The organism is Secundilactobacillus malefermentans DSM 5705 = KCTC 3548 (assembly GCF_001436395.1).
Lineage (GTDB): Bacteria > Bacillota > Bacilli > Lactobacillales > Lactobacillaceae > Secundilactobacillus > Secundilactobacillus malefermentans.
Genome location: NZ_AZGJ01000025.1, coordinates 1 through 25,055, shown reverse-complemented (window position 1 = coordinate 25,055; position 25,055 = coordinate 1). Strand labels below are relative to the sequence as shown.

Annotated in this window: 30 protein-coding genes; 24 read left to right on the top strand and 6 right to left on the bottom strand. The window is 42.3% G+C overall.

What is annotated here, in order from left to right:
- Positions 1-564 precede the first annotated feature (564 nt).
- From FD44_RS06060 to FD44_RS05985, 15 genes are all read left to right on the top strand, one after another.
- Complete coding sequence (locus FD44_RS06060) at positions 565-1,107, top strand: sigma-70 RNA polymerase sigma factor region 4 domain-containing protein (protein WP_010620295.1); 543 nt, start codon at positions 565-567, stop codon at positions 1,105-1,107.
- Between the two features lie 55 nt (positions 1,108-1,162).
- Entirely contained in the window at positions 1,163-1,558 is a 396-nt protein-coding gene (locus FD44_RS06055) for a hypothetical protein (RefSeq protein WP_133278369.1), read from the top strand.
- Position 1,559: 1 nt separating this feature from the next.
- A complete protein-coding gene (locus FD44_RS06050; RefSeq protein WP_010620293.1) occupies positions 1,560-2,309 on the top strand; it encodes a transcriptional regulator in 750 nt (249 codons plus the stop codon).
- A complete protein-coding gene (locus tag FD44_RS06045) occupies positions 2,273-2,713 on the top strand; it encodes a hypothetical protein (protein WP_010620292.1) in 441 nt (146 codons plus the stop codon). Before FD44_RS06050 ends, FD44_RS06045 begins: the two co-directional genes overlap by 37 nt.
- 144 nt (positions 2,714-2,857) lie before the next feature.
- Complete coding sequence (locus tag FD44_RS10850) at positions 2,858-3,991, top strand: hypothetical protein (RefSeq protein ID WP_010620291.1); 1,134 nt, start codon at positions 2,858-2,860, stop codon at positions 3,989-3,991.
- A gap of 119 nt (positions 3,992-4,110) precedes the next feature.
- Positions 4,111-4,557, top strand: coding sequence for a hypothetical protein (locus FD44_RS06035; RefSeq protein ID WP_010620290.1), 447 nt, complete (start codon positions 4,111-4,113; stop codon positions 4,555-4,557).
- A gap of 291 nt (positions 4,558-4,848) precedes the next feature.
- Positions 4,849-5,322, top strand: coding sequence for a Panacea domain-containing protein (locus FD44_RS06030; protein WP_010620289.1), 474 nt, complete (start codon positions 4,849-4,851; stop codon positions 5,320-5,322).
- A gap of 526 nt (positions 5,323-5,848) precedes the next feature.
- Positions 5,849-6,100: a type II toxin-antitoxin system HicA family toxin gene (locus FD44_RS06020; protein ID WP_010620287.1), complete on the top strand. Its 252-nt coding sequence runs from the start codon at positions 5,849-5,851 to the stop codon at positions 6,098-6,100.
- A gap of 37 nt (positions 6,101-6,137) precedes the next feature.
- Entirely contained in the window at positions 6,138-6,521 is a 384-nt protein-coding gene (locus tag FD44_RS06015) for a type II toxin-antitoxin system HicB family antitoxin (protein ID WP_010620286.1), read from the top strand.
- Positions 6,522-6,609: 88 nt separating this feature from the next.
- The gene (locus tag FD44_RS06010) at positions 6,610-7,728 is read left to right on the top strand and encodes a hypothetical protein (protein WP_010620285.1); all 1,119 of its coding nucleotides are present in this window, start codon (positions 6,610-6,612) and stop codon (positions 7,726-7,728) included.
- Positions 7,729-7,947: 219 nt separating this feature from the next.
- A complete protein-coding gene (locus FD44_RS06005; protein ID WP_010620284.1) occupies positions 7,948-9,330 on the top strand; it encodes a cytosine permease in 1,383 nt (460 codons plus the stop codon).
- Positions 9,320-10,555, top strand: coding sequence for a cytosine deaminase (gene codA, locus FD44_RS06000; RefSeq protein ID WP_010620283.1), 1,236 nt, complete (start codon positions 9,320-9,322; stop codon positions 10,553-10,555). Before FD44_RS06005 ends, codA begins: the two co-directional genes overlap by 11 nt.
- Positions 10,556-10,743: 188 nt before the next feature.
- Positions 10,744-11,364 (top strand): zinc ribbon domain-containing protein, encoded by a 621-nt coding sequence (locus FD44_RS05995; protein ID WP_010620282.1) that lies wholly within the window; start codon positions 10,744-10,746, stop codon positions 11,362-11,364.
- Between the two features lie 17 nt (positions 11,365-11,381).
- Entirely contained in the window at positions 11,382-11,804 is a 423-nt protein-coding gene (locus FD44_RS05990) for a zinc ribbon domain-containing protein (protein ID WP_010620281.1), read from the top strand.
- Positions 11,805-11,830: 26 nt separating this feature from the next.
- Positions 11,831-13,291, top strand: a complete 1,461-nt coding sequence (locus FD44_RS05985; protein WP_010620280.1) for a zinc ribbon domain-containing protein — start codon at positions 11,831-11,833, stop codon at positions 13,289-13,291.
- 91 nt (positions 13,292-13,382) lie between these two features.
- On the opposite strand, the gene FD44_RS05980 is transcribed toward FD44_RS05985, so the two are convergent.
- Positions 13,383-13,823 carry a hypothetical protein gene (locus FD44_RS05980; protein ID WP_010620279.1) on the bottom strand — a complete coding sequence of 147 codons (441 nt, stop codon included), beginning with the start codon at positions 13,821-13,823 and terminating at the stop codon, positions 13,383-13,385.
- 180 nt (positions 13,824-14,003) lie between these two features.
- On the opposite strand from FD44_RS05980, the gene FD44_RS10820 reads away from it, so the two are divergent.
- The 3 genes from FD44_RS10820 to FD44_RS05970 all read left to right on the top strand — a co-directional run bounded on the left by FD44_RS10820 (position 14,004) and on the right by FD44_RS05970 (position 15,572).
- A complete protein-coding gene (locus FD44_RS10820) occupies positions 14,004-14,711 on the top strand; it encodes a WYL domain-containing protein (RefSeq protein WP_268869352.1) in 708 nt (235 codons plus the stop codon).
- Entirely contained in the window at positions 14,708-14,950 is a 243-nt protein-coding gene (locus FD44_RS10815; protein WP_268869351.1) for a WCX domain-containing protein, read from the top strand. Before FD44_RS10820 ends, FD44_RS10815 begins: the two co-directional genes overlap by 4 nt.
- Positions 14,951-15,074: 124 nt before the next feature.
- Positions 15,075-15,572, top strand: a complete 498-nt coding sequence (locus FD44_RS05970; RefSeq protein WP_010620278.1) for a hypothetical protein — start codon at positions 15,075-15,077, stop codon at positions 15,570-15,572.
- Between the two features lie 46 nt (positions 15,573-15,618).
- Here the strand turns inward: FD44_RS05970 and FD44_RS05965 are convergent, their stop codons facing one another.
- From FD44_RS05965 to FD44_RS05950, 4 genes are read right to left on the bottom strand one after another with little or no spacing between them, the layout of a single operon-like run.
- Positions 15,619-16,884 carry an ABC transporter substrate-binding protein gene (locus FD44_RS05965; RefSeq protein ID WP_010620277.1) on the bottom strand — a complete coding sequence of 422 codons (1,266 nt, stop codon included), beginning with the start codon at positions 16,882-16,884 and terminating at the stop codon, positions 15,619-15,621.
- Positions 16,881-17,711 (bottom strand): carbohydrate ABC transporter permease, encoded by an 831-nt coding sequence (locus tag FD44_RS05960; RefSeq protein ID WP_010620276.1) that lies wholly within the window; start codon positions 17,709-17,711, stop codon positions 16,881-16,883. Before FD44_RS05960 ends, FD44_RS05965 begins: the two co-directional genes overlap by 4 nt.
- Positions 17,708-18,607: a carbohydrate ABC transporter permease gene (locus tag FD44_RS05955; protein ID WP_010620275.1), complete on the bottom strand. Its 900-nt coding sequence runs from the start codon at positions 18,605-18,607 to the stop codon at positions 17,708-17,710. Before FD44_RS05955 ends, FD44_RS05960 begins: the two co-directional genes overlap by 4 nt.
- The gene (locus FD44_RS05950) at positions 18,600-19,655 is read right to left on the bottom strand and encodes an ABC transporter ATP-binding protein (protein WP_010620274.1); all 1,056 of its coding nucleotides are present in this window, start codon (positions 19,653-19,655) and stop codon (positions 18,600-18,602) included. Before FD44_RS05950 ends, FD44_RS05955 begins: the two co-directional genes overlap by 8 nt.
- A gap of 203 nt (positions 19,656-19,858) precedes the next feature.
- Between FD44_RS05950 and FD44_RS05945 the strand changes: the two genes are divergently transcribed.
- Genes FD44_RS05945 through FD44_RS05920 form a run of 6 tightly spaced genes read left to right on the top strand, consistent with a single transcriptional unit; the run spans position 19,859 to position 24,084 of the window.
- A complete protein-coding gene (locus tag FD44_RS05945; protein WP_010620273.1) occupies positions 19,859-20,455 on the top strand; it encodes a hypothetical protein in 597 nt (198 codons plus the stop codon).
- Positions 20,456-20,490: 35 nt separating this feature from the next.
- The gene (locus FD44_RS05940; RefSeq protein WP_010620272.1) at positions 20,491-21,141 is read left to right on the top strand and encodes a hypothetical protein; all 651 of its coding nucleotides are present in this window, start codon (positions 20,491-20,493) and stop codon (positions 21,139-21,141) included.
- A 36-nt stretch (positions 21,142-21,177) separates the two neighbouring features.
- The gene (locus FD44_RS05935) at positions 21,178-22,254 is read left to right on the top strand and encodes a WYL domain-containing protein (RefSeq protein WP_010620271.1); all 1,077 of its coding nucleotides are present in this window, start codon (positions 21,178-21,180) and stop codon (positions 22,252-22,254) included.
- Positions 22,255-22,276: 22 nt separating this feature from the next.
- A complete protein-coding gene (locus tag FD44_RS05930; protein WP_010620270.1) occupies positions 22,277-22,927 on the top strand; it encodes a hypothetical protein in 651 nt (216 codons plus the stop codon).
- 14 nt (positions 22,928-22,941) lie between these two features.
- The gene (locus FD44_RS05925; protein WP_010620269.1) at positions 22,942-23,388 is read left to right on the top strand and encodes a hypothetical protein; all 447 of its coding nucleotides are present in this window, start codon (positions 22,942-22,944) and stop codon (positions 23,386-23,388) included.
- A gap of 42 nt (positions 23,389-23,430) precedes the next feature.
- Positions 23,431-24,084 (top strand): hypothetical protein, encoded by a 654-nt coding sequence (locus FD44_RS05920; protein WP_010620268.1) that lies wholly within the window; start codon positions 23,431-23,433, stop codon positions 24,082-24,084.
- Positions 24,085-24,149: 65 nt separating this feature from the next.
- Here FD44_RS05920 and FD44_RS05915 read toward each other — a convergent pair.
- Positions 24,150-25,055 (bottom strand): LysR family transcriptional regulator (locus FD44_RS05915; RefSeq protein ID WP_056973816.1); only part of this gene is annotated, 906 nt, incomplete at its 5' end.

Here is a 25,055-nt window from a genome sequence, read left to right as displayed (position 1 = left end):
TAATGTTAGTCAGTTTTTGTGTATTAAATTATAATCATTGCGAATTCTATAAGGTACTCTTTTGCATGATTTTTGTATGACACAGTTCAAACTAATTCAAATGTTAAATTATGAAGATCAGATTTTTTCACTAACTAATAAATTGATTCCTTCATTTAATATTAGAAACTAATTAAAATTTTCTCTCATAATCAACTCGCCTTTTGAGCTGATTTTTTGCGTTTTTCGTGTTTTTTCCCAAAGTTGTGAAAACGTTTTTTCGGGGTTCCCGTGCTATTGGAAAAAAGTGCTTTCCCAGTTTAAAGGGATTCTTGATTCAAAAAAAACGCCCTTTTTCACTTTAGCGTTTTTTTGCGCAAAACGCCTTTTTTCTCTCATCTTGCTATCCCTTGGGGGACAAGGAGTTTCACGTTCGATTAAGATTGGATTAAACTCAAAGTGAAAGTGGAAGCGCTTGTAAGGCAACTTGAAAGGGTTTCCAAGGGCACTTTGGTTTTGCTCTCTCATTTATTATGATTATTCTAACCATAGCGCTATGAGTTACCCCCAAAGGAGCAATTCATAATGGAAAATAATCGAGAAGCATACGAATTTTTAATGACAGGTGATCATGAAGTAATTATTTATAGTGCCCTAAAACGATTGAGTATTACAAAAGGCGATCCACGGTTTGAGGACTTTGTACAGGAAGCTTGGGTGAAGTTCCCCACGTTGTACGCAAAGTTTCCTGGTAACCCAGTAGAAGATAGGAAGCAGGCGTTGGCGTACTTTCGAAATGCCCTGTATCGGCAATTCTTAAACTTATTACGATACCAGAAGCTGAGGAAGGATCGGTCGGACGGCAATGACCCAGAAATTCTGCTGGATGAGCAGTTTGAGGAGGATCTGAGTCAACGCGCCCATTTGGACAATGATTTATACGTTGTGAAGCTGTTCAAGGACTTGTACCCGATTGTGGGTCCAGGTGAGCAGTGCTATTTGATGGACGCATTTGTGCACGAATTGACGCCAACGGAAATTGCGGCTAAGCGAGAGGTATCGCGCCAAACCGTGTATAAGTGGCGGAGAAACTTGAGAACGAAGGGAGAGGGAATGAGGGATTTATGATTTGATATAAAGCCAGAATTATGATATTGTTTTGTTATTGTACAGTAACAAGGCGGTGAAAGTCATAAATGATGATAGAGAACTGCACGACCAACTATCTATTGCATTGGTAGCGCAATTTGTGAGCAAAATAAAAGAACAATATGAACTGAATAAAATCCAAATAAAGTTATTTGCTAAATCATCTAGGTATTTAAGAGCAAAAGGCTGGACTGCCCAACACGCACTAGATATTTCTGTAGAGCATATTGACCAGGTTGAATACTTTAGAGGACCAAGCAAACATCATTGGAGAGAGGGAGTACAGGTATTTGAATTTATCGAGTACTTAACTGATCTTGATATGTATGTAAAATTTAGTGTTAGCGACCAAGGTGTAGAAATGATGGCTTTTCATGAAAGAGAAAAATTAATTGATAGCAGCTGGTTACACAACGAGAGGAGAAATTGATATGGTCAAAGAAGTTGGCAATATTGAGTTTACTGATGTGGTAACTGGAAAATTGGAGAAGTATTTCATTATAGAAATTGAAGAGGAAACTAAGGTGCAATTTGAATCCTTCATGGCCAATCATCGATACTGGGTACTTGAAGGACGAGATATCACAGATTTTGATGAATATATGGAACCATTGAATGATCCAGACTACAATCTCAAGCGCGATTTTCAAAAGTATAGAAAGCAATACAATTTTCTTAGTCCAGAGGCAATAAGCAATTATCGTAAGCAATTAGGATTAAATTTAAGAGAAGCGGCACTAATTCTTGCGATGAGTTTTAGTACACTATCCAATATTGAAAATGGATTAATTTTGCAGTCATATGATCAGGAAATAAAATTAAGAGATTTGGAAAATCCATTTAGAATATTTGATAAAGTAGATAAGTATCGAACTTTACTTGAGCAGAGAGCATTAAAAAGAAATGTTGATATAGATAAACTATTGAAAAAATTAGAAGATAAAAAACTGAATGAGGAAAAGATTCTTGATCATTCAAGCACGATGAAGATTTCCCTTGATGTTGGAATTGATTCTGTGGGAACGACCAGAATAGACAAAAATGGTGCTTTTACTGTAAGTGATGCCAAAGCAGCATATATATTAAACAATGAAAAAAAAGTTACGAAAGGATCTGCACCTCTTGAAAAAGGAGGTGAAACGGTTTGGGAAAACAAGAAGAAGTCGACTTTAAATTGGTAGGTTCAAGAACAAAAAAAATATATTTTGATGCTGATCAATTATCTGAATCTCACAATCAAATGGCAGTGCAAATTAAATCAAATATGCAATTAAAGATGAACGAAAATAACGAACAGCAACTTTTAAAATTTGTAAATATTATTGGAATTAAAAGTCCTAAAACTGAGAAAAATATTTTTGATGTCACTATTGAGACAATATATTTGATAAATACTGAAATAAATATAAGTGGAGATAAGTTGAAAGAAATGATTGAGAATTCAACATCTCTAAAAAAGAAGCTTGGGGACCCTGTAATAAATATTCTAGTAGATGATTTTTCGTCCGTTACGATACGAGCAAATGGAAATCCTTCAATTCTCCCTAAAGATAAAATTGAAAAAATTCTGTTTCAAGATATGTGATAAAAAATCCATTAATAATTTATATAGAAACTCTGCACTCAGCATATTCATTGCGGTACCCGTTTGAAGCACGTTACACTTGGTTTGTATGATTGAGTGACAATTATTGTTGTAACTGCCACTAACAAAACGGAGGAATCCACAATGCAAACTAATTTGAGAAGATCGCTGTACATTGGGTTGGCTGCACTGTCATTTATTGCCGCTGCGGGTGCTGCGCCAATGGATGCGTCGGCGAAGACGTACGCCAAGATGACGTCAAACCGGGCAATGACGACCGCTGCCACAAGCCGGAACGTGACGCTGACGGGTAAGAATGCCATCTACAATAAGGCCGGGACACTGAAGGGTGCTAAGACCATTGCGTCGATGACAACGGTTGGCCATTTGAAGGACTCGACCACGTCTCAGAAAAACTTCCGAGCGTATCGGGTGGCCACGACCAACCGCGGATCAGTTTACTACAAGGTGGTTTCATTTGATAAGGTCTACCGAGGCTGGATTTATGGCGGCAAGAGCACCAACCAGTTTGGCGGTGGACTGGCGGCCTATGACACGTTCAAAACTGGCACGTTGACGGATGCGCAGCGAAATGGGACGTTTGCGATTGCGAACCCGGGAACGGCCAACGACGGCACACAGGTGACGTATAAGCAGCCTGCGTGGACGCAGTACAAAGTTGGTTGGCAGATGATGAATTCGACGCCGTACGCGAGTGATACGTTTAAAATTACGAATGTGGGCACGCGGACTCGGGAAGGCGACCGGTGGGTTTACGTCACGAATCAGAATACAGGTCACGGAGCCGCAACGAACGGCTGGATTTTGGAGAGTGGCCTGAAGACGGTTGAAACGCCAGATCCGGCGACGACTTCCAAATTGGCGTTCTCGGTGAACTCGATTAATAATAACGGCGTGAATGGAACGGGCGGGCTGACACTGTATAGCCGGATTCCGGCTAACGATTTAGGGTTGCCTCGTTTGGCACAGACCGATTTGGACAAGCTGATGGGTGAAACCGGGACGCGAATCGGGCCTAATGGATTTACGGCGATTGATACTATGTTGCTGGGAAATATGACGGCGATTCAGGGAGCACGGACGTATACCATTAATGGCAGTCAGTACCACTACGTCTTTAGCTATGGCGCGAATAGCATTTCGGGTGCGAATGGCATCTTGAATGACGTTTGGGGCGATACGCTGAATGTGCCGCTGAACGCAGAGTTGGTGGCGGGACCGGCAAGTGGCACGAATAACGCGAATGGGTATGTGTAGAGCGTAAAGATGCATAAATAAAAATGCCTCCAAGACGAGCTGAATGAGCTGGTGTTGGGGGCATTTTGTTATGCTATAATAATATCGAAACTTAATTGCTTTTATTTGGAGGAGATAAAATGAAAAAGGTTAGGCTATTGCTCGTCGCAATTGCGATGGTTATGGGATTTGCGATTTTCGTGGGGAATGGGGAAACGGTGTCAGCGAAGAGCAAGACCATTCCAGTTTCATTGAGGGGAAAGTGGTCCACTCATAAGGACAAAAAAGGTAATTCGGAATATTTGAAAATAAGTAAGAGCGCCTTTTATAATGCCACTTATCATAAAGGGAAAAAGACATCATACTTTTGGTATCGTGGCAGCAAGAGTGTTGCCAGTACCCATACGTTCCCACTGGTGTCGGAAAAAGAGCGAAGCGGTTACTGGGGAATCAGTGGCGCTGGTGCATATTGGGATCTTAAGGCAACAAAAATTAAGTATAAAGGCCATAAGGTTAAAGTGTTGAAGCGAGTTTTATATGGCGTTGCGGGATACCCGAATAGATATAGCTATTATTATAAGAAGTAGGATGAATGTTATCTGAAAAGATAGATAGTAGTCGTTTATGTATGTGGATGCTTAGCATGCTAACATTTGTAAAAAGTTAACTAAATGTCTCTGAATTAATCAGTCGATTAATTTTTGAGGCATTTTTTTGTTGAAATTAAATCTGAAAAGAATTTAACGGAAAGTGGAGGGGAATGCGTAGTTAAGGTTAGAGGAGGTAAAACCATCAAGAAAAAATGTAGAATAGGAGAATAAGCGTGACAGTCATGAATATTCTTGATAAACTCAAGTATGGAAGGGGGAGTGAATTAGATGACTACAGAACTTAGTATTCAAGACGTTGCGGATTGGTTTATTGACAATGGTAATGATATCACTCCTAAAAAGTTACAGAAAATGCTTTATTATGCTTATGCATGGGCGCTCGTTTTCTTCAATGACGACCAGAAGGATTTAAGAACGAAACTCTTTGATGAAAATTTTGAAGCTTGGGTCCACGGGCCTGTTAATCGCAAGATATATGCTGAATATCGAGATTACGGGTATGGGGTCATTAATCCGGAATCTAAGTCAGATGCGGAAGTTATTAGCGATGATGTACTGGATTTACTTAAACAAATTAATGAAATTTATGGGCCATATAATGGGAATGAACTTGAACGGTTAACTCATTCTGAGTCACCATGGATCAATGCTCGTGGAGATGCAAAACCACTAGATAGCTCAACCAATAAGCTTTCTGATGAAGATATGTTTGATTTTTACGGAAAGAAGCTAATTGCTTAAGGCTTATGAGTAGTGGTAAAGAGAAACGACATCATAAAAAAATAAATAAAAATCTAAATTTAAAAGCTATACAAAAGCCATCGATTCCTAAAATTGAATTAAAAGGAACCAATGGTTTTAATTTCTATTCAGTTTATCCTTGGCTCAATGCAACAAAAACGAAAAAGTATCATTTTACAAATCTTTGTCATGATGTCAATGAATTTTCCTCTGTCGTTGAGCTCTTAGTGTTGTGAAGAACACCAAGGCTTCAGTGATTTGGAAGAGTGTCAAATCAATAGGGTCAGAACCATTGTCCATATACTAGTAATAACGGACAATAGTTTAGAAGAGCATCAGATTAATAAGCTAGAGTGTGAACTACCTACGTTTTGGAGGTATTTTTTTGTAAATCATACAAAGACCTACAAGTTCACACCGGCTAAGGTGTGAAAGAGTATCAACAGAAGTATTAAAATAAACTGGTTTTTGGAATTTCAAAATGACCTCAATGATTAAATGCGTATATAACTATGAGACATAAAAAATGGTTAAAATTGAAAAATACGCATTTAATGTGTATAATATGAGGTGCAAAAGGATGCCAATGAAACCTAGACAAATGGTCAGATTATTGCTGAAGCATGGATATACTCAGGTGACTCAGAATGGCTCTTCTCACTTGAAAATGTTTAACCCAGATACCAACATTACTGTAATGGTCCCGATACATGCGAAGGAACTTGGGAAGGGAATAGAAAGAGCGATATTGAGAGAGACGGGTCTTAAGAATGTATAATCTCGTTCCCGAAATAACACCAAAAGGAGATCATCTCATGAAAAAAGACATGGTTATTTACCCAGCAATTTTCAAACAAGATGGCAAGGTCGTCTTTGTGCGCATTCCCGATTTAAAGGGTGGGTTTACTCAAGGAGACGATATAGTAGATGCCGTTAAGATGGCCGAGGACCTTATCGGAAACCTTTTAGAAAATGAAACAACGTATCCTGTTGCATCAAACGTTGATAAGATTCATTTGGAAGCCGATGAAAAATTAATATATGTAACCGCTGATCTTGCAGAATTTCGAAGAAAATATTCGAAAACCGTGCGGAAAAACGTCACGATTCCGGAGTATCTGAACGAAATGGCAAAAGATCAAAAAATAAACGTCTCTCAATTGTTAACGAAGGCGCTGAAAGAAGAATTAGGAGTTTAGTCACGGCCAAATCTAGTAGATGAAATCATCATATGAACAATGATATAATTAAGCCTTCATTAGTATTTGAAAATTTGGGGGAATTAAGATGATCAAACTTACTAAGTTAGTTACAGCTGCTTTAGCAGTTATTTCGTTTGCGACTGTCGCCACTGAAGCGCATGCCTCGACCTATACTCAAAAGTCCTATGCGCTGTCGCCTTACAAAGCAAGTAAGTGGAAAACCGTGTCAAATACCAATTATTATATGAAAAGGCCAGGGACCTATATTCAAAGTTGGACGGCGAGTGTGTTCCAGACTTCACCCACTTATTTAACACATAAGGGTGGAAATCAAAATGCCAGTTTTAAGTCCAACGTTTTTTTGCCGGTAACCAGAAACACGAGTGGTGATTGGGGAAATCCACAAAGCCTCGTGCTAACGCCTGGCGGCTCAAGTGCCTACATAATGTATACAACCAAGGGTGGCTCAAATACCGGATGGGTTGCACACTATAATTTAGCGAAATTACGCTCAGTTTATGGGGTGTCGACCAATTCGATGGACATACTAAGACGAGCTTCATACGCCTTGTCGATTGGGAAAGCAACGAGTTCCTATCAGGCAGTTTTGAAGTGCATCAAATTTAGTTCAAAGTACACGACCGGCCATGGCCAATCGCTAGCATTAAATCCGAAAAACAATCAACTGTGGTTTGTCAAAAGCCCCGGAACCTCGGGTGGCACAGCAACGGTTCAACAGTTATCAAAAACGACACTGAAACCATCTAAAACCATTAAGTTTAGACTTCGGAGCAGTGATGGCCATAAGGTAACGATGGGCCAAAATCTGACCTTTGATAAAAAGGGATATGCTTACTTTAGTAGTCAGGTCAGTGGAACTAGAGCATTGAAGATATATAAAGGGACAATTAGCGCAAAGAAAGTTAAATTCAGCCTCGTGATGCAGGGACTAAAAAATAAACCGGGTCAGCTGAACCAGTCAGTTGGATACAATCCCAAGAGCAATCGATTGTACTTTGTGAGTGACAACTCGATTTCATCAGTGCCAGTTAGCAAGTTAGGCAAGCTAAAAGCAAGTGATGTCAAAGCCTCAACGTTTAATGGCAATCGTGAATTTGAAAATATTGCCTTTACGAGTAATGGATCGGCATATCTCTTAACAAATAAAAGTGCCGAAATTATGAAGGGCTCAGGGATCAAGTAAGCATCGATAAATTAATGAATTGAATAGCAGGTTAGTGGTGCAGTCTCTGGTGGTTTGAGAGGCTGCTTTTTATTTTCCTCTCATCCCACACCTCACATCAGAATGTTAACAATAATACATTAATTTGGAATATTGTTCAGATTGTCCTTTTATTTTGTGCTCGAAAGCGATAACATATTTACAGCAACAAAATAATCTGACAGTAGGGATGTGGAAGATTTGAAAGCAACCAAGATTTATCCGCTCGAGAGTATTGCACCAGAACACCGGCACATGAACTACTGGGACATGTTCGCCACCTGGGTGGGTGCGAACGCGAACAACGGAACCTGGTTTATCGGTGGTGTCATCGCTGCCTGTGGCCTATGGGGTGGCGTGAAAGCCCTTATTATCGGTTCTGCGGTCGCCTATGTGTTCTTATCGCTCGTTGGCTACATTGGTTACAAAACGGGTGTGACGACCACGGGATTGTCTCGTGCAGCGTTTGGAATTCGGGGCAGTATCGGGCCATCGATTGTGAATCTGATTCAGTTTATTGGTTGGACAGCGGTGAACACGTTCATCGCAGCAACTTCCATTTCCTACTTGTGTCATTCAATATTTGGCTGGCCAATCTATGGTAAGCCGGGTGGCAACTGGAGCCTATTGTTCGGAATTGTCATCATGAGCATTTTGCATTTGATTAGTGTCATGGCGGGTCAGCGGTCAATTCAGCTGATTGAGCGAATCGGGATGATTTTGGTCTTTGCGTTCGTGGTTTGGGAAACGATTGTCGTTTTCCGAGAAACGTCATTTACCCAAATCAGCCACTGGGTTGTGCCGCTTAAGCAGCGGATGTCATTTGGCTCTGCGCTGGATTCTTTGGCAGCTTTTAACCTTGCGTGGGTTACTGCGGGGGCAGATTTCACGCGTTTTACAAATAAGAAGACGGTGGCGACAAGCGCCCCATTCTTCGGCGCATTGATTGGTGTTCTCTGGTTCGCCTTTGTGGGCCTATTTGCCACGATTAGCATTGCGGTGACGTCTGGCGTTTACGACGCCAATAACTCGGATCCAAGTACCATTGCCGCCAAATTGGGGCTGGGTGCGCTGGCCATGGTTGTGATTATTTTGACGAGTATGACGGCTAACGCGGTGAATCTGCAGGCAGCCGGTTCGGCATTGAACAACATGATGCCCAAAATTAGTTTGAAGACGGCCCTCTGGATTGTGACCGTTGCAGCAACGTTTGTCACCATGATTCCGATGGTGGTCGGGAGTTTCCTCGACACATTCACGGCGTTCTTGGACGTGCTCGGCATGATTCTGGGACCGTGGATGAGTATTATGTGTGTTGATTTCTTCATTTTGCACCACGGCAATTACAAGATGACCGATTTGATCAAACGCAACGGCCCATTTTGGTACAAGTTTGGCGTTAACTGGTGGGCGTTCCTGTGCTGGGCACTTGGAGTCGTTCTATACCTCATTATTCGCAAAATTGATTGGTTTGATCATTCAGTTGGTGCAGCCTATCCGGTTATGCTCATTATTGCCCTTGTGTACTACGGTATAATGAAGGTGCGAGCAATTTTTACCCAGGAGGAACAACATGTTAATTAAAAATGTGCATATTGAATCACAGGACGTGCCGCAAGACGTTCGGATTATCAACGGAAAATTTACTGAGATTAAAAATGAAATTGAAAAGCATGATAACGAAGAGGTTATCGATGGCAACGGGAAGCTCTTGCTGCCACCGTTTGTCGATTCCCATGTTCATTTGGACGCAACCCGGACGGCCGGGGATCCAGAATGGAACGAAACCGGTACCCTGTTTGACGGTATCCGAATCTGGGGTGAGCGCATCAAAACGCTGACCAAGGAAGATGTGAAGTCCAGAGCGAAGGCAACGTTGCGCGAGCAAGTTGCCAACGGACTGCAAGTTGTCCGTAGTCACGTGGATGTGACCGACCCCAACCTAACGGCGCTGGAAGCGTTGCTTGAGGTTAAGGAAGAGGTCAAAGATCAAGTCGAATTGCAGCTAGTGGCATTTCCCCAAGCCGGCATTTTATCGACACCAAACGGGAAAGACTTGATGGAACAAGCTGCCAAAATGGGCGTTGACGTCATTGGTGGGATTCCGCACTACGAATTCACGCGAGACTATGGCGTGGAGTCGTTGAAGTTCATCGTCAATTTGGCAGAAAAGTATGACAAATTAATCGATGTTCATTGTGACGAAATCGATGATCCAAATTCTCGCAATTTGGAAGTGTTGGCAACTTTGGCCTATGAGACTGGCCTTGGCAACAAGGTGACGGCTAGCCACACAACGGCGATGAGTTCATACAACGATGCCTACACCTACAAGCTGTTCCGGTTACTCGAAATGGCCAACTTGAACTTTGTGGCAAATCCAGAAGTTAACCTCCATTTGGGCGGGCGATTTGATACGTATCCTAAGCGCCGTAGTATGACGCGGATTAAGGAACTATCTGAGGCCGGCATCAACGTCTCATTTGGTGAGGACGATATCAAGGATCCATGGTACCCAATGGGCAACGGCAATATGTTGGACCAAGTTCAGGTCGGCATATTGGCGGGTGGCTTGATGGGCTATTCGCAAATCCAAGGGGCTTACAAATTTGTGACAAATAATGCGGCCAAGACACTTCACATCCAGGACCACTACGGGATTGAAGTCGGCAAGCCGGCCAACTGCATCTTACTGAACCAGACCAACTTCTACGATGCGTTAAATGAGCATGCGGAAGTTCTCTACTCGATTCGGAAGGGTAAAGTGCTAGTGGAGACGCAGCCCAAGAGTGTGAAGTTGAATTTTTAAAGATGAAAAAGAGGAGGGCCTTGCTGCATTTTGCAGCAGGGCCTTTTTGCGTTCGAAGTTATTTAAGTGTCATATTAATTGAAATTAAATAGTAGTATAATTATTTAGAGTGTTTATTAAGAAATTGACAAGATTTTTTTGGTACATATTATAGTTGCATCGTTTTTTTATTTGGAGGAGTTTATATTATGGAGAATAAGTACTGCCCTAAGTGTGGGGCGAAGGTCAATGGGGATGCACAATTTTGTCCGAAATGTGGCTATGCGTTTAACCCTAAAAAGGCCGCCGCAAAGGAATCTGCAGCAACGAATGAAACTAAGACTCGGCAAAAGCAAGAAAAGAGTGGGATGTCACCCTTTCAGAAAAAATTAGTTTTATGGATTGGTGGCGCGATAGTGGTTGCCATCATAGTTGTTGTGGCAATGGGAGTGATTACCAACCAGCAACAGGAGGCCAAGCAACAAGCAATTCAAGAGTCTCAAGCTCGCCAAACCAGTATTAAAAAGAGCAAAGAAGTCAAAGAACAGAAATTAGAGCGCAGTTTAGCATCTGGTTCGGTTGATATTGTCACCGATATGATTCAAAACGATATGGATCTTGACGCCAAATGTACGGATGTCACTATCGAGAGTTCGCTAGGGGACAATCAATATTCAGGATACGCCTCGGTTGAAGATGACTATGGGAACAGTGATACGGCGGATCTCACCATTACAAACGTCAAGTATGATAATTCAATTTCCGTGCACATGGATGGCGACGCAAGATCTGATCTTGAAGCAACGTTTAATTATAACGACGACGAATAATAGGAGGGCACCAGAATATGAAGCAAAACACTTATCGGATTTGTTCAAAATGTGGAAATGAAAATAGTGCGGATGCCAACTTTTGTCTAAATTGTGGCACTGCGCTTTCGGACAACAATAACTTTGTTCTCACGGCCCACAGCTCGGATTTAGACTTTCCACTTGTTGATTTGGAACTGTCAGTTGAAGAAGAAGTTAAAGCCAAAAAATTGGTAATCACTTTTGAGGCAATTCCAGCTGGGTGTCAGAGTCAGGGGTTGGTTTTTGCTGAGAGCTCCGTGGAGGGAAATTCCCCACTGAAATTCGCTTGGCAAGATATGATGAAAAATTTATATGAGCTTCTTTTGGCTAAGCATTACGATGGTGCTGCCCATGTAAACATTCAAAAATTGACGAACAACGCATTCTATTTGACTGCGGAAGCATTTGTACAAAATTAAAAGGTTTTATTTGGAGGAATAGAAAAATGGCTGAGAATTCTGGAACGGAGAATCATTTTTGCCCAAATTGTGGGAAAGAAATTTCGCCTTCTGACACCTTTTGCCCAAACTGCGGCTACAATTTGAGTGAAATCAGTGCAACTGAAAGTGCAACGAAAAAGGGTCGTAGCTCGCGATCAAAACGGAAAAAGAAGCAGAAGAAACAGGGCAAAGTAAAGAAAGCGAACCCCAAGAAAAGGAAAATCATTCTCTGGTCAATTCTGGGAGTCGTCATAGTTGCTGGAATTATTTGGGGAGAAGTGTATTACGCAAAGTCTGCAACTCTTGATCGGATTACCAGTGATTTAAAGAGTGGCAATGGGGTGCAGTCGGACTTTATTAGCCAAGATAAAAAGTTTAAGGTGACCAATTCTTCATTGGAACCCTTCATGGCTTACTACCAGAAGCACGACAGTCGGTTAGCGGGATTCAAAACGCAGTTAACCGCAACTGGTAGCGCGGTTGGCAACCACTTTACTTTCAAAAAGACTGGAAGAAGCTGGCTTTTATTTCCTAAATATCAGATTGTCATTAAGCCAATCTACCCAACCGTTATGACCAATCGAAATGGTGCCAAGATTAAGCTCAATAATCAGTTAATTGCGACCTCAGATAGTACCGTTTATTCTAAGAAAATCGGACCAATTGTTCCTGGTCAATACAGAATGACGGCATCTGGAACGGTGAGCGGGCACAAATTGACGAATGATGGCACATACCACATTTCAAGTGATAAAAGCTATAATTTGTTGCTGAAAACAATTTCAGTTTCACTTAACACGGAACCCAAGGCCACTGTATTTTTGAATGGCAAAGAACTTGGAACGGCCGATGGCAATGGTGAATATAAGTTAACGGATCAGCCATGGGAAGCTAATATGACCGTTTCTGCGCAATACAAAACTTCTGCTGGAACGGCGAAATCCAAATCAGTTGAGCTGGTTGAGCGGGATAATAACCAAGATATCAAGTTGAACTTTACCAACCTAGTTGGATTTAGTGATGCTGACGATTTAATTTCCAACGTTTTTGAAGCCGTTTCTGGATTATCAGGCTCAGGTGACGATGAGGACGCGACCGATGATGACGGAACGGACCTTGATGATTTATTTAAAGATGGTTCCGGAAACGCTGACTATCAAGAGTTAGTTAAAATGGCAACCGGCTATTATGGTGACGACAAGATCGACAGTGTCACCTATGATACGGACGTCGAGAGTGTAGAGCCAGCGCCCGGTCAAAAGAGTTTAGTCACCTACACCGTCAAGTACACATTTGATGGTCAGGAAAATGACGACGATGACGAGGATGAATATACGTACGAAGAGCATGTTCAAACCTTTAGATATACAGCAACAGTGGTAAGAGAAGATAGCAGTACGTATTTGGTTTCTAGTATTTCTCAAGCAACGAAGGTTGGAGATTATACCAAAGAGATGGGAGATTAAGGGGCCACCTTTAATTATTCCCGATATGATTAGCAAAAGCACCGCCTCAAATTCTGAGGCGGTGCTTTTCGGTGTGTGGCTATTTTTACTCTTACTTGTGATAGTAATATGAAACCATTTTTAATTTGAGATTTTTAGGATTGTAGCTCCAGCATTTTAAGGCTGCTTTACCATGATGCTTTACCTTTTTTAGGTTCCAATCAGCGTTCGATTCTGAGAGACCAATTAAGCGATATCCCTTTTTGCTAACATGTGTACTAAGGTGTAACATGCTGATTTTTCCAATAAATTTCTTTCCGGAGGCTGTAAATGAGCCTGGTTGTTTCTTGCCGTTTTTATAATTGTCTACGTGGAAAGTATATTTAGTAATCTTGATATATTGAGTTTTATTTGAATGATGATAATACCACTTTCCCCGAAGCAATTTTGGTGTCGTAACATACTTGGGATGAGCTGATACGCTGGCCATTGGCGCAGTGACACCTAATAGCAGAGCAAAGAGTGCTACTAAAATAAACTTTTTATTTTTCATGTTGATTGCCTCCAAAGCAAATTTTTTGAATACGCTATAAGTATACTAAATTAACGATTAGATTAAAGTAATGATTGATAAATTTCCAAATCAGTGAGGGGAGCCCTCACACATCAAACCATGCTATAATTATCCTCAAACAGGTATAACTATTTGTGTCTTCATCAAGGGGGTGGAGTAGTGAAAAGTAAGTATCGCGTGGCTGAATTAATTGTTCGGCTGATGAATGGGGAAACGCTGCTACAAAAGGATGTTCTGAAGCAGTATGATATTAGCAAACGGACCAGCCAGCGAGATTTGGCTGATATTCGCAGCGCTATGTCAGAGTACGATGCTGGTGAAGTTGTTGAAACGGATGGGACTTACTGCCTATCGCGACAAAGTGAGCAACTCGACTTTGAAATGGTTTTGGCCGTCAGCAATATTTTATTAGGCAGCCGATCATTAGAACAGGACGAACTGACGAGAACCTTGGATTTTTTAATCTCGCAATTATCACCGGCGATGCAGGATTTGATACATAAACAGTTAAAAATTTCCCGTGGCGGCTACGTGCCGCTATCCAAACCAACGCCTTTGTTGAATCGACTTCGGGAGGTTGCCCTTTGTATCGCCCAAAATAGGAAAATGGTTTTCGTTTACCGGGGGAGTGCCAAAAAGTATAACAAGCCACAAAAACATCACGCGCAGCCCGTTGCGGTTTTTTTTGAAGTGCACTACTTTTACGTTGCGATGATGAGTGAAGAACATGGGGGATTTTGGCTGTACCGGCTTGATCGAATCGTTGATATCCTAGAGACAAAGAAGGGCGAAAAGCTCGATTACATTAAACGTTTTCACTTCAGGATCATCGAAGTCAAACGTATCTACTGGATTCTGGGGATTTGACGCGAATTCAATTTAGTTACCGATACTACGAGCAAACGGCATTGGATTTCTTTCCTAGATCACGCGTTGTAAAATATAATGAAGATGGCAGTGTGGTGATTGAAGCCTTTGCAAAAGTTGATGGAGCGGTATTGTGGCTGCTGAGTCAGGGCGAGGCGGTTAAGGTTCTCGCTCCACAGTCACTTGTTGAGCGGATGAAAGAGACGTTGACTAACACACGAAACCAATATTTGGATTAAGGTAAACATCACATTAGCGTGATGTTTTTTATTTTCTTTCAAATTAAATTAGCCAGCGTCATAATGTGTCGTCCTGCTTTTGTATAATAGTTCTGTTATAAATAATTACTTGGAGGAGCTAATGATGAAATTGACTAAAATGATCAGTCTAGTCGCTGTTGCAGTGACGCTTGGGGTGTCTGGTGCCGAATTGACGACACCTACGACGGCACAGGCAAAGACTAAATACACATTGAAGACGTTCCCCAAAGCGATTCGTGGTAGCTGGTACACTGGATCAGATATTCATAGTCCAGCAGTTAAATTTAAATCAAAAAAAATGTACTGGCGCACTAACTTTGATACGAGGTTTGGCAGTGAGCCGCTTCATCAACACAAACTCCCTTTTAGTGGGAGCAAGACGAGCTACAAAAATTGGATTTATGCAAAAAGAACGCGAACGGGAGCCATCTACGTCAACATTTGGCCCAAACAGGTGACTTATCCAATGGCCGGTAGCTACAAATTACACACAAAAAAATATAAAGGCCACAACATTAAGGTTTTATATTCAGGACGTTTACACTTCTATAGAACCAAGACCATTGCCAGACACTTTAACGGACCAACTGGCATGCGCTAAAAATAAGACGTTAATCCGACTTCCCTAGGTCAGATTAACGTCTTATTTATTTTTGCTGTTCTTTTGCCATTTTCGGCAGTTGTTTTTGCAACTGCGTCATCGCCTTTTCGGGTGTTACATGGTTGGCAGTCATTTCATCAAATGATTTTCCAACGGCGACAAGATACTGATTGTAGCCAAGGAAGGGCTTGTCCTGAAAACCAAAGCTTAGTGAATTTTCGGCGGCCTTAGCGGTTGGATTCTTTGCTAAGAACTGTTGATAGCCGGCATTACTTTTAGCTGATTTGGTTAACGGAACGTAACCGGTTTTTTCTGCCCATTTGATGGTTTGTTTTTGACTCATCAAAAATTTGACGAAGGCGGCAGCGCCTTTACGTTGCGCTTTCGATGCCGATTTAAACATCACAATATCATTACCAGAGTTACTCGATACTTTTTGGCCTTGATAGCTTGGCAAGGTGGCAGTTCCCCAGCGCATGCCCTTTGGTGTGCTGGCCTGCATGGTTGAGATGCCGGCCGATGAGCCACTATAGAAAAGTGTTTTTCCCTTAAAGAACGCAACGCTACCATAGCCATCCGTCCCCGCGGTTGTGGCGGTTCCGTTCTGGAGCATATCCCAGATAACGTGAATTGCGGCGAGGCTCTTTTTGTTCGTCAAATTAACATCAAACCCATTTCCAAATAGTGGGGAGCCGGCTTGGCGCGTTAATCCATCGGCTTCGGTCACAAAATTCTGATCGAACGCCATTGCGGTGATGCCCTTTGATTTCAGCTGTAAGCCGTCCTTTTGGATGTCTGCCCAGGTGGTCGGAACTTTCAGACCCTCTTTTTTGAGCAATGTCTTATTGTAGAACAGGATTCGTGCTGATCTTGAAAAGGGCATGGAGTAGGCTTTCCCTTGATAGTTGATTGATTGGCGGAAAGCCGTATGCAAATCACTTAAATCATTTTTCTTGATGTAGGGGTCAAACGGCGTGATGATGTCGCCACGAACATAGTCTGGAACGTTTGTATAGACGGTTTGCGCAATGGTGGGCAACGTCTTTGATTTGGCCGCAGCGGTAATCTTTTGCTGAACATTGACGATGTTCCCCTGTGAACTTCCGATGACTTTATAGGTAGTTTGGGAATTGTTGAAGGTCCGAATTAAGTGATTCAATTCAGTTTTGCGTGAATCGGTCATGCCGTGCCAAAAGGTGATGGTCACTCGTTTGGTGGAAGATCCCGCTTGCTGGCTACTGCAGGCGCTCAATGTGGCAAGTGCAAGAAAGGCGAGGAGACTCGCAAAAAGAAATTGACGGAGATGTTTCATAAGGATGATCCTTTCGCGCTGGCTTGGGTAATTCCAGCGACAATGTATTTTTGGAGCCCTAAATATAAAATGAGTAATGGCACAATGACGAAAATTGTGGCGGCCATCAGCAGCGGATAGTTCGTGCCAGCCTCAGACGTGAAGCTGGTCAACCCAACTGGCAGCGTTCGCAATCGGTCAGAATTAGTGACGATAAGCGGCCACATGAACGAGTTCCAGGAAGCGATGATTTGTAAAATGGCAACCGCGGTGATGGTAGTTCGGCTGGCGGGGACCAAAATGTGCCACAAGTACTGCCAATCGCTCGCCCCATCAAGGCGGGCCGCGTAGTAAATTGAGCGTGGTTGCGCGTGAAAGGCCTGGCGTAATGCGAACATGGTAAAGATGCTGGCTAACCAAGGCACAATCAGTGCGGCGTATGTATCAATCCAATGGAGGCGGGAAAGGGTGACAAAATTTGGAATCAAAAGGAGTTCACCCGGAACCATCATGAGGGCAATTAATCCTGCAAAGAGTGTTCGGCGCCCGCAAAAGTGCAGATGGGTAAAGGTAAATGCTGCCAGAATGCTGGTAAATAGTTGACCCAGAGTTGTGATGAAGGTAACCAGAATTGAGTTGAAGCAGTACCTAGCAAACGGCGCCGCATGCCACGCTTTGCTGAAGTTTCCCCATTGTAGCGAGCTGGGAAACCAAGTGTGAGGAATGGCAAAGACGGCTGTCGGGGATTGCAAACTAGTGACAATCATCCAGGCAAAGGGTAGCAGCATGACGAGTGCGCCAAGTGTCAGCAACCCATAACGGATAACATTTTTGAGCAAACGAGTCATGATCGACGCCCCCATATCTTGATGGAATGGCGCTGGAAGTACCAAAACGCCAATCCCGTAATGATGACGATGAAAATGAAGAGCACAACGCCGCTTGCCGCAGCAACCGGATACTGGCCTTCGACGTAAAATTTCTGGTAAAGATAGTACATCATTGTGAGGTCAGCATTGGCCGGTCCCGCCTGACCGTGAAATAGCGCGTAAATTTGATCGAACACTTTGAAGCTACTGATGATTTCATTTACCGTAATTAGCACGGTGATGGGCGCCAGCATTGGCAACGTCACGTTGGTAAATTGCTGCCAGGCCGAGGCACCATCAAGTTTGGCAGCTTGGTAATAATGATTATCAATATTGTTGAGACCAGCCAGGAAGAGGACGATATTAAACCCCAATCCGCGCCAAACGCAGACAATGATTAGTGCTGTTAGTGAGTAGTGAGGGTCATTTAGCCAGTCAACGGAACCGCCTAATAAAGCATTCAGCAGGCCATTATCTTGATGAAAAATCCAGTTCCACACGAGTGAGATGGCAACGGTTGACGTGACGAATGGGAGAAAATAGATTGTTCGAAAGAAACTGGACAACCAGTTGATTTGATTAAGTAACAGGGCAATGCCGAGCGACAAAATGACCGTCAATGGCACAACCCCAATGACGAAAACGAGCGTGTTGCGAACGGCCAAATGGAAATCGGGATTCTGCCATAAATAGGCAAAGTTTGCGCCACCCATAGCCTTGACCTGATTGGTGAAGTAATTATATTTGGTGTAAAAACTCATCAAGAACGAACTAATGAGCGGCCAAATGGTGAACGTGATTGTGACGATTAAAAGAGGTGCCAGATAGAGCAGCGCCTTCAGTGTCGATTTGAGAGTTGGCTTCGCGTTAATCATGGGCATCACCTTCCCAAATACAGACGTCATCATCATTAAATAGGAAGAAACCACGGGGCGCGACATTAATTGTCTGAATCTTTTGTGTGTAATTATCAGAAATAGCGGTGCTGATTAGGCGGTTATTTTCAAATTGAAGCTGCGTTTGACTATCGCGGCCAATCTGAACCTGGTGCGTCATTGTGACGGGAAGATTGGTCATGAGGGCGTTCGCTACGGGGTCATTTGTAATGGATTCACTACGAAAAGCTGCCGTAACCGCTTGAGTCAATATACTTGCGGGAATTTCCTTGCTTATGTATGGGATTAGGTTAGCTACAGGAATCGTGTTGATTTTGGGACTGCCGATAAATTGGGCGACGAATAGATTGCGGGGATGACGATAAAGGTCTGCGCCGGTGCTAACTTGCTGGATGACACCATTTGCCAGCACAATGATTTTGTCGGCGATTCGTAAGGCATCGTTTTGATCGTGGGTGACGAAGATGGTTGTGACGCCGGTTACCTGTTGAATGTGGCGAATTTCATCGCGAAGCTCAACTCGGAGTCCGGCATCAAGATTTGACAGGGGTTCGTCGAGTAGGAGAATTTTTGGCTTTTTAGCTAACGCGCGGGCAATGGCAACCCGTTGTTGCTGGCCACCGGAAAGCTCGTTGGGAAACTTCGTGAGTAGCGATTCAATGTGAACTAATTTGGCTAACTTCTGGGCTTGTTCCCGGCGGGTCGCCTTTTTGACGTGCGCCATTTTGAGGGGAAAAGCGATGTTGTCCATGACGTTTAGCTGAGGGTAAAGGGCGTAGTCCTGGAAAACCATGCCGATATTGCGATTGCGGGCATCGAGCTTGGTGACATCCGTTTCGTCAAATAAAATCTGACCGGCATTGGGTGTCAGTAACCCAGCGATTAAATTTAAAATGGTGGACTTACCGCTTCCACTTGGACCAAGCAGAGCTAGTAGTTCACCGTCTTGTACATGAAATGATAGCTGGTCGAAAATCTTGTTGTGGCGATCATAAGCCAGCTGAATCCCCTTTAATGTGACCTGCATGCAGCTTCCCCCAATTTGTCGAATGTTATTTGATTATAAGTATAGCAGTGTTGGCGCTGATAGGCTATCTAGCAGTAATGAAGTCGCTAACAAAAATTTAGAATATTTTGCAATTTTTCGGCAGAACGACATAATGTGACGCACCCATTTAGTAAACTAAGTCTAGTTTCATAAATAAATTATTAAAAGGGGAGTTTTAGATTATGGGAATGACAAATGAGAGTTATCGAAAAACTGACAGTTGGGCATATTGGACGGTACCTGCAGGTTTGAGTAAGGACGCCTCAGCTAAGGAAACGCAAACGGCTTTTCATGATTCATATCAGCCAGGTTTTCCTGCAACTATTGATAAAGACGATCTGACAGCCAAGCTAAGCCAAGTAAAGTACATCTTTGTTGGTCTAAATCCTGGGAATGCAGGTCCTGAACAAGAGTTATTTGGGAACTTTCATGGACAAATCAGAAGTGCTGACTATCGACTAGCAGCTGCAGCCTATGGAACTGGCGCTTGGGGCGCGTTTATGACTGATTTGTCGGGTGAAATTCAAAGTGATTCCAAACAAATTAAGGTAACCGAAGCAAATGTGCAGGATCTTATTAATCATTTAGATGAGTTAGGAATTCCTGAAACAGCTGTCTTAATTGCGATGGGCACTAAGACTTTCAAGGGATTGGATGGGAAATTACCAGCTAGTCACCCGTTGGAGCAAATGTACCACTATTCAAATGCCAATAGCGGTCATTGGGATGCGGAAACTGAGCATAATAAAATTCAAAAAATTGTTGAAAAGCACGGCTAAATTGTAAGCTAGTTTAATGAGGAGATTAGGAATTGATGACTATTTTTAAAGGGAAAATGAAGAAGTTTGCGGTGCGTTCGATGGTGGCGGTGTCGCTGATGGGAGTGGGCGTTGGAACATCAAATGTTTTATTTGATAATAAAAATGATATTGCATACGCTTCGATTGTCATTCCATCAGATTTCACAATACCTGACGTTGAATTCATGGGCGCAAAGAATCGAACTATTAAGTACTCAATAAAGAATATTAAAATTGGACAAACTGGTTATGCTACTTTACCAAAAATTGATGGATATATTCCAAGTACAAAAGTTAAATACGTATGTGATAAAGATGGCACAGTAACAACATCTGCCGACATGCTCTTTTATTACAAACCTAAAAAATCCACACCCAAATCCTACAAATCCAAAGTTTACGCTGTCAAACAGGTCAACCAACACAAATTCAAGAAAACCTACATCAAGTACAGCAAAGGCGGCTACATTTATAATTCCCGTACGCTGAGAACTTGGTCACACAAAGGCGCCAATTATAAGAATACGAAGTGGTCAACGAATCAATCACGAACGATTAAAAAGTCTAATGGCAAGGCCGCCGTTTACTATTACATCACCAACAAGAGCAATGGTATCAAAGGTTGGATTTGGAAAGGGTATCTCAAGTCGACACCTGCAAACTAATGACGATGCTTTGCAGATATTAGAAAGGAGCTAGCGATGGCTGATTTTCAAAGCGGCAGAAGAATCACAGAAGTTTTTGTGCGGTTGCTACATGGCGAAAAATTCGACAGGGAAAAATGGCTTGATATGGCATCGAATCCTTTGAGAACCTTGTCGAAAACACCGGCGTCAAAAGAGACAACAAAAGTTGCAAGATCGCAACGCGTATTTGACCGAGACTTTGAAATTATTAGGCAAACCTTGCAAAATTGGCACGACGGTCGTGACGTCATAAAGCTCGATGGTGTCTATCAGCTCATAGGTCAGCCTGATTCTGACGGACTGACTTATCGGGTGGCGCTTGCTCAGATATTGCTGGGATCACGGGCGTTTCCAAAGGTAGAAACTGAAAAAATCATTAACGAGCTTACGAATGAGTTCTCACCAGATGCCCAAAAAAGGTATTTTGAAGCTATTAAGGCGGCCAGAAATAGTTACGAGCCGCTCTCTGGCAATAAAGCGGAACCAGACGAAACCAATTCACTATTAAGTAAATTGGATCAAACGATTCAATTCATTAAAAGCGTCGACTTGATGACCTTTCACTATCAAAATAGTCACGATCAAAAGGACCGGACTTATCATGGTCTGCCGGTCACACTTTATTTTGATACGTTTTACTTTTACGTTGTCTTCAATCTCGAAAATCATGTGGCTGGTGACTATACATTCTTTCGACTCGATCATATGACCGACATTTATCCTTACGGCAAAAAGAAGCAAGATCCAAACAATAAATTCCATTTGCAGGACCAGCGACATTACGTCAATCTATTGCCGATGGGAGAACAAACGACCTTTCAGTTTAAATGCTGGATTTCACCTAGTAACGCACTAGATCGATTCCCATCAGCGCACACGGTTAAGAAGATTGAAAGAGGCGGTGTGTTGATTGAAGCAAGAGCGCTGGAAGATGGTGCCTTACTTTGGCTGCAAAGTCAGGGCGACCAGGTGCAGGTGGTCTCGCCACAATCATTTGTGGAAAAATTTGGAGCACGCAGCAGCATTATATCAGTAAATTTATTCTGGATTGTCGTAATGTGGCGAGAAAACTTAGTACAATATAGTTGTTGATAAAAACATTTAGGAGGCAACTATGACACTCTATCGAGTTTGGTTTCAATCACGCCAAGACGGGCGGCTTATTGCGGGATTCGACTATCGTTCCTTAAAGTTTGGTTTGAAGCTCACGACGAACCCTGATCGTGCTGTTTCGCTGATAACGGATTTGGAGGATCCTCAGGTTGTTGAAATGCGACTGTATCAGGCAGTTATTCGCCGACCTACAAAAAAGTCTCAAGAGCTGCCTTACACAGACACATTTGATGCGTACGCCACCGTTCATCGGAATTTCGAACTGCTTATGCGTCCGGCCGAAGAACAAGAGATATTCCAACCTGGTACGACATATGTAGTCGGGGATGCTTGGGTGGATATTGATAAATTTGGCGCACACCGGCAATTCATTAAGTTTAATAATCGATTTGTTGAATTTAGTAAAAGGCAGGATAAGCGCACCTTTGACGTGCTTGGCGCCGGCTACTTTGTTGATGGCAAGCGTGGAACCTTCTATCCGGGGATGACCGTCAAATCCAGTGAGGGTCCTGAGTTTTGGGCGTTACCAAAGGAATTCAAAAAATGGCCGAAACTCATCAATCGCCGAGCAACGTTGCCAAGCCGGGTTACGTTTGGCAGGTTGGCAAATGGCAGTATGTATTCGATAGTGGAAGATAGGTTAAGAGCTTAAAGGAGGCCACACCAATGACGAAACCGTACGTTCCTCAAATAATTGCCAATTGGATTGAAAAGGAATCACAGAATTTCACAGTTTCAGAGGCCTTAAAAAACCAGCCACTACCTGAATCAGTCCAAACTTATCTTGAATTGACCCGTTCATCGGATCAACTCATCGAGGCCTGGAATAATGGCTATCAAATTGACGAAGGAACTGAGGGCTCCATGAGTGCAATCATTCCAGAATCCGAAGAAGATTTGATGGTCATGCAAGCGGCCGTTGGCGATAAGAATCTAAGAATTGTGTCAGAGTGGCAGGGGCTGAAGGTTAGTCTGGATTTGGACAGCGATTTTGCGACAATCATTAATGATGGTCGTGGTCTGATTATTGATACCAATTTTTTGGATGGCCTAACCGGTGATTTCGTTGATGTTGATTACATTATGTACGATATGAGAAAGTATGAAAATTGATAGCGACTCATCAGTAAATAGAAACTTTGGAGGAAACAAGTAGTGAAAAGTTTAGTTAAATATCTTTTTGTCATGATCGCAGCAATTTCATTTGGGGTTTGCGTGACAAGTGTTGGACAGGTTAACGCATCCAGCACCAAAACGCATAAAGTAAAGTCGGTTCCCAAAGTATACAGGGGGACTTGGTATTATAAGTCAGGCGGCAAAACGTATAAGTTCAAAGTTAGCTCAAAAAAATGGGATATATCCAAATACAATTCCAATCCAGTAAAAAATACGACAATGTCGGCCATGAGTGAACGGTATTTTTCACCACGAACGGTTACTGGAAGTAAAATTAAAAAGAATACGCTAATTTTGGTAAATGGAATGGGTGTTCAAACGATTCGCAGAACAACTCTTAAAAAGCATGCTGTTTTGATGGTCTATAACCAGCAAGAACACAGCTCAAGATTTACAATCGCCACTAAGGTGAAAAACTCGAGCTTACAAAAACACTATATGGGGAGTAACCCATATGGAATGGGCGTCACCAGTGTGAAAACAGCTAAACAAAATAGAAGTTTTCATAACAAAATGAATCAATCCATCAAGAAGTACTTTGGCGCTGCATTGCAAAAGAAGACAATGAAGGGGTTCAGCATTTTTAAGGGAATTAATATTACGTACTATGATAATTATAGATATGTACGCTAGAAAGTACTGAACATCGTGCCATTCCAAAATAAGCGTGAAATCCAAATCAGGATTTCACGCTTATTTTACTTTGAATTTTTAATTGTATTGATGAATTTTTTCAGTGCTGGATTATTGTTTTTTTCATTCGTGTAAATGCACATCTTGTAGCTATGACTGGTGTTATCGATATGTCGATAAACAATATTGGGATTGCTAGGGTAAGTAAATCCTTCTGGTACAAAAGTCAGACAGTTATTGAGTGATACATTGAGTATGAGCTCTTCCAGTCGATCAAATCGCTTAGTTTTGCCAATTGTGTAACCATCTCGGCGAGTATTTGGAATCATCCCAAATGGCGCGGGTGTGGACCCATCAAAGTTGTAGAATCCAACTTCTACTTCGGCAAGTTCCTCGCCACTAATCTTTTCTTTCTGAGCGAGTGGATTATCCTGGCTCATACCCAGTATCATATCACCCTCTTTTACAGGGAAAGCCTTGATTACTGGATCGTCTAATAAATGTTCGATACCATAATCTATTGCAAAAACAATATCCAACGTTTGGGTCAATAAACCCTCCCGACTTTGTTGGTAAGTACGTTGCGTTGGAAAAAGTTTGACTTGGCTACTTTGTTTTTGAAATGGCAAAAGATATTCTTTAGCGATAATTGCTTCAAAATTAGTCGTAAAGCCAATCCTGAGTGTATCAATTGTGGAGTTGTTGACTTGCTGGGCTTGGTCGATGGCTAACGAAAGATCACTGATAAGAAGCCTTGCCTTACTATAAAAAAATGAACCTGCTGGGGTCAACCTGATACTATTATGATCAATAGTAAACAATTTAATTCCTAACTCTTGCTCCAATTTATGGATTTGTTTGCTAATAGCGGTTTGAGAAACAAAGTTCTTAGTTGCTGCAGCAGAAAAGCTTTCTAGCTCAGCGCTATCGATAAAATATTTTAGAGTGTCTGGATGTAAGCTGATTCCTGA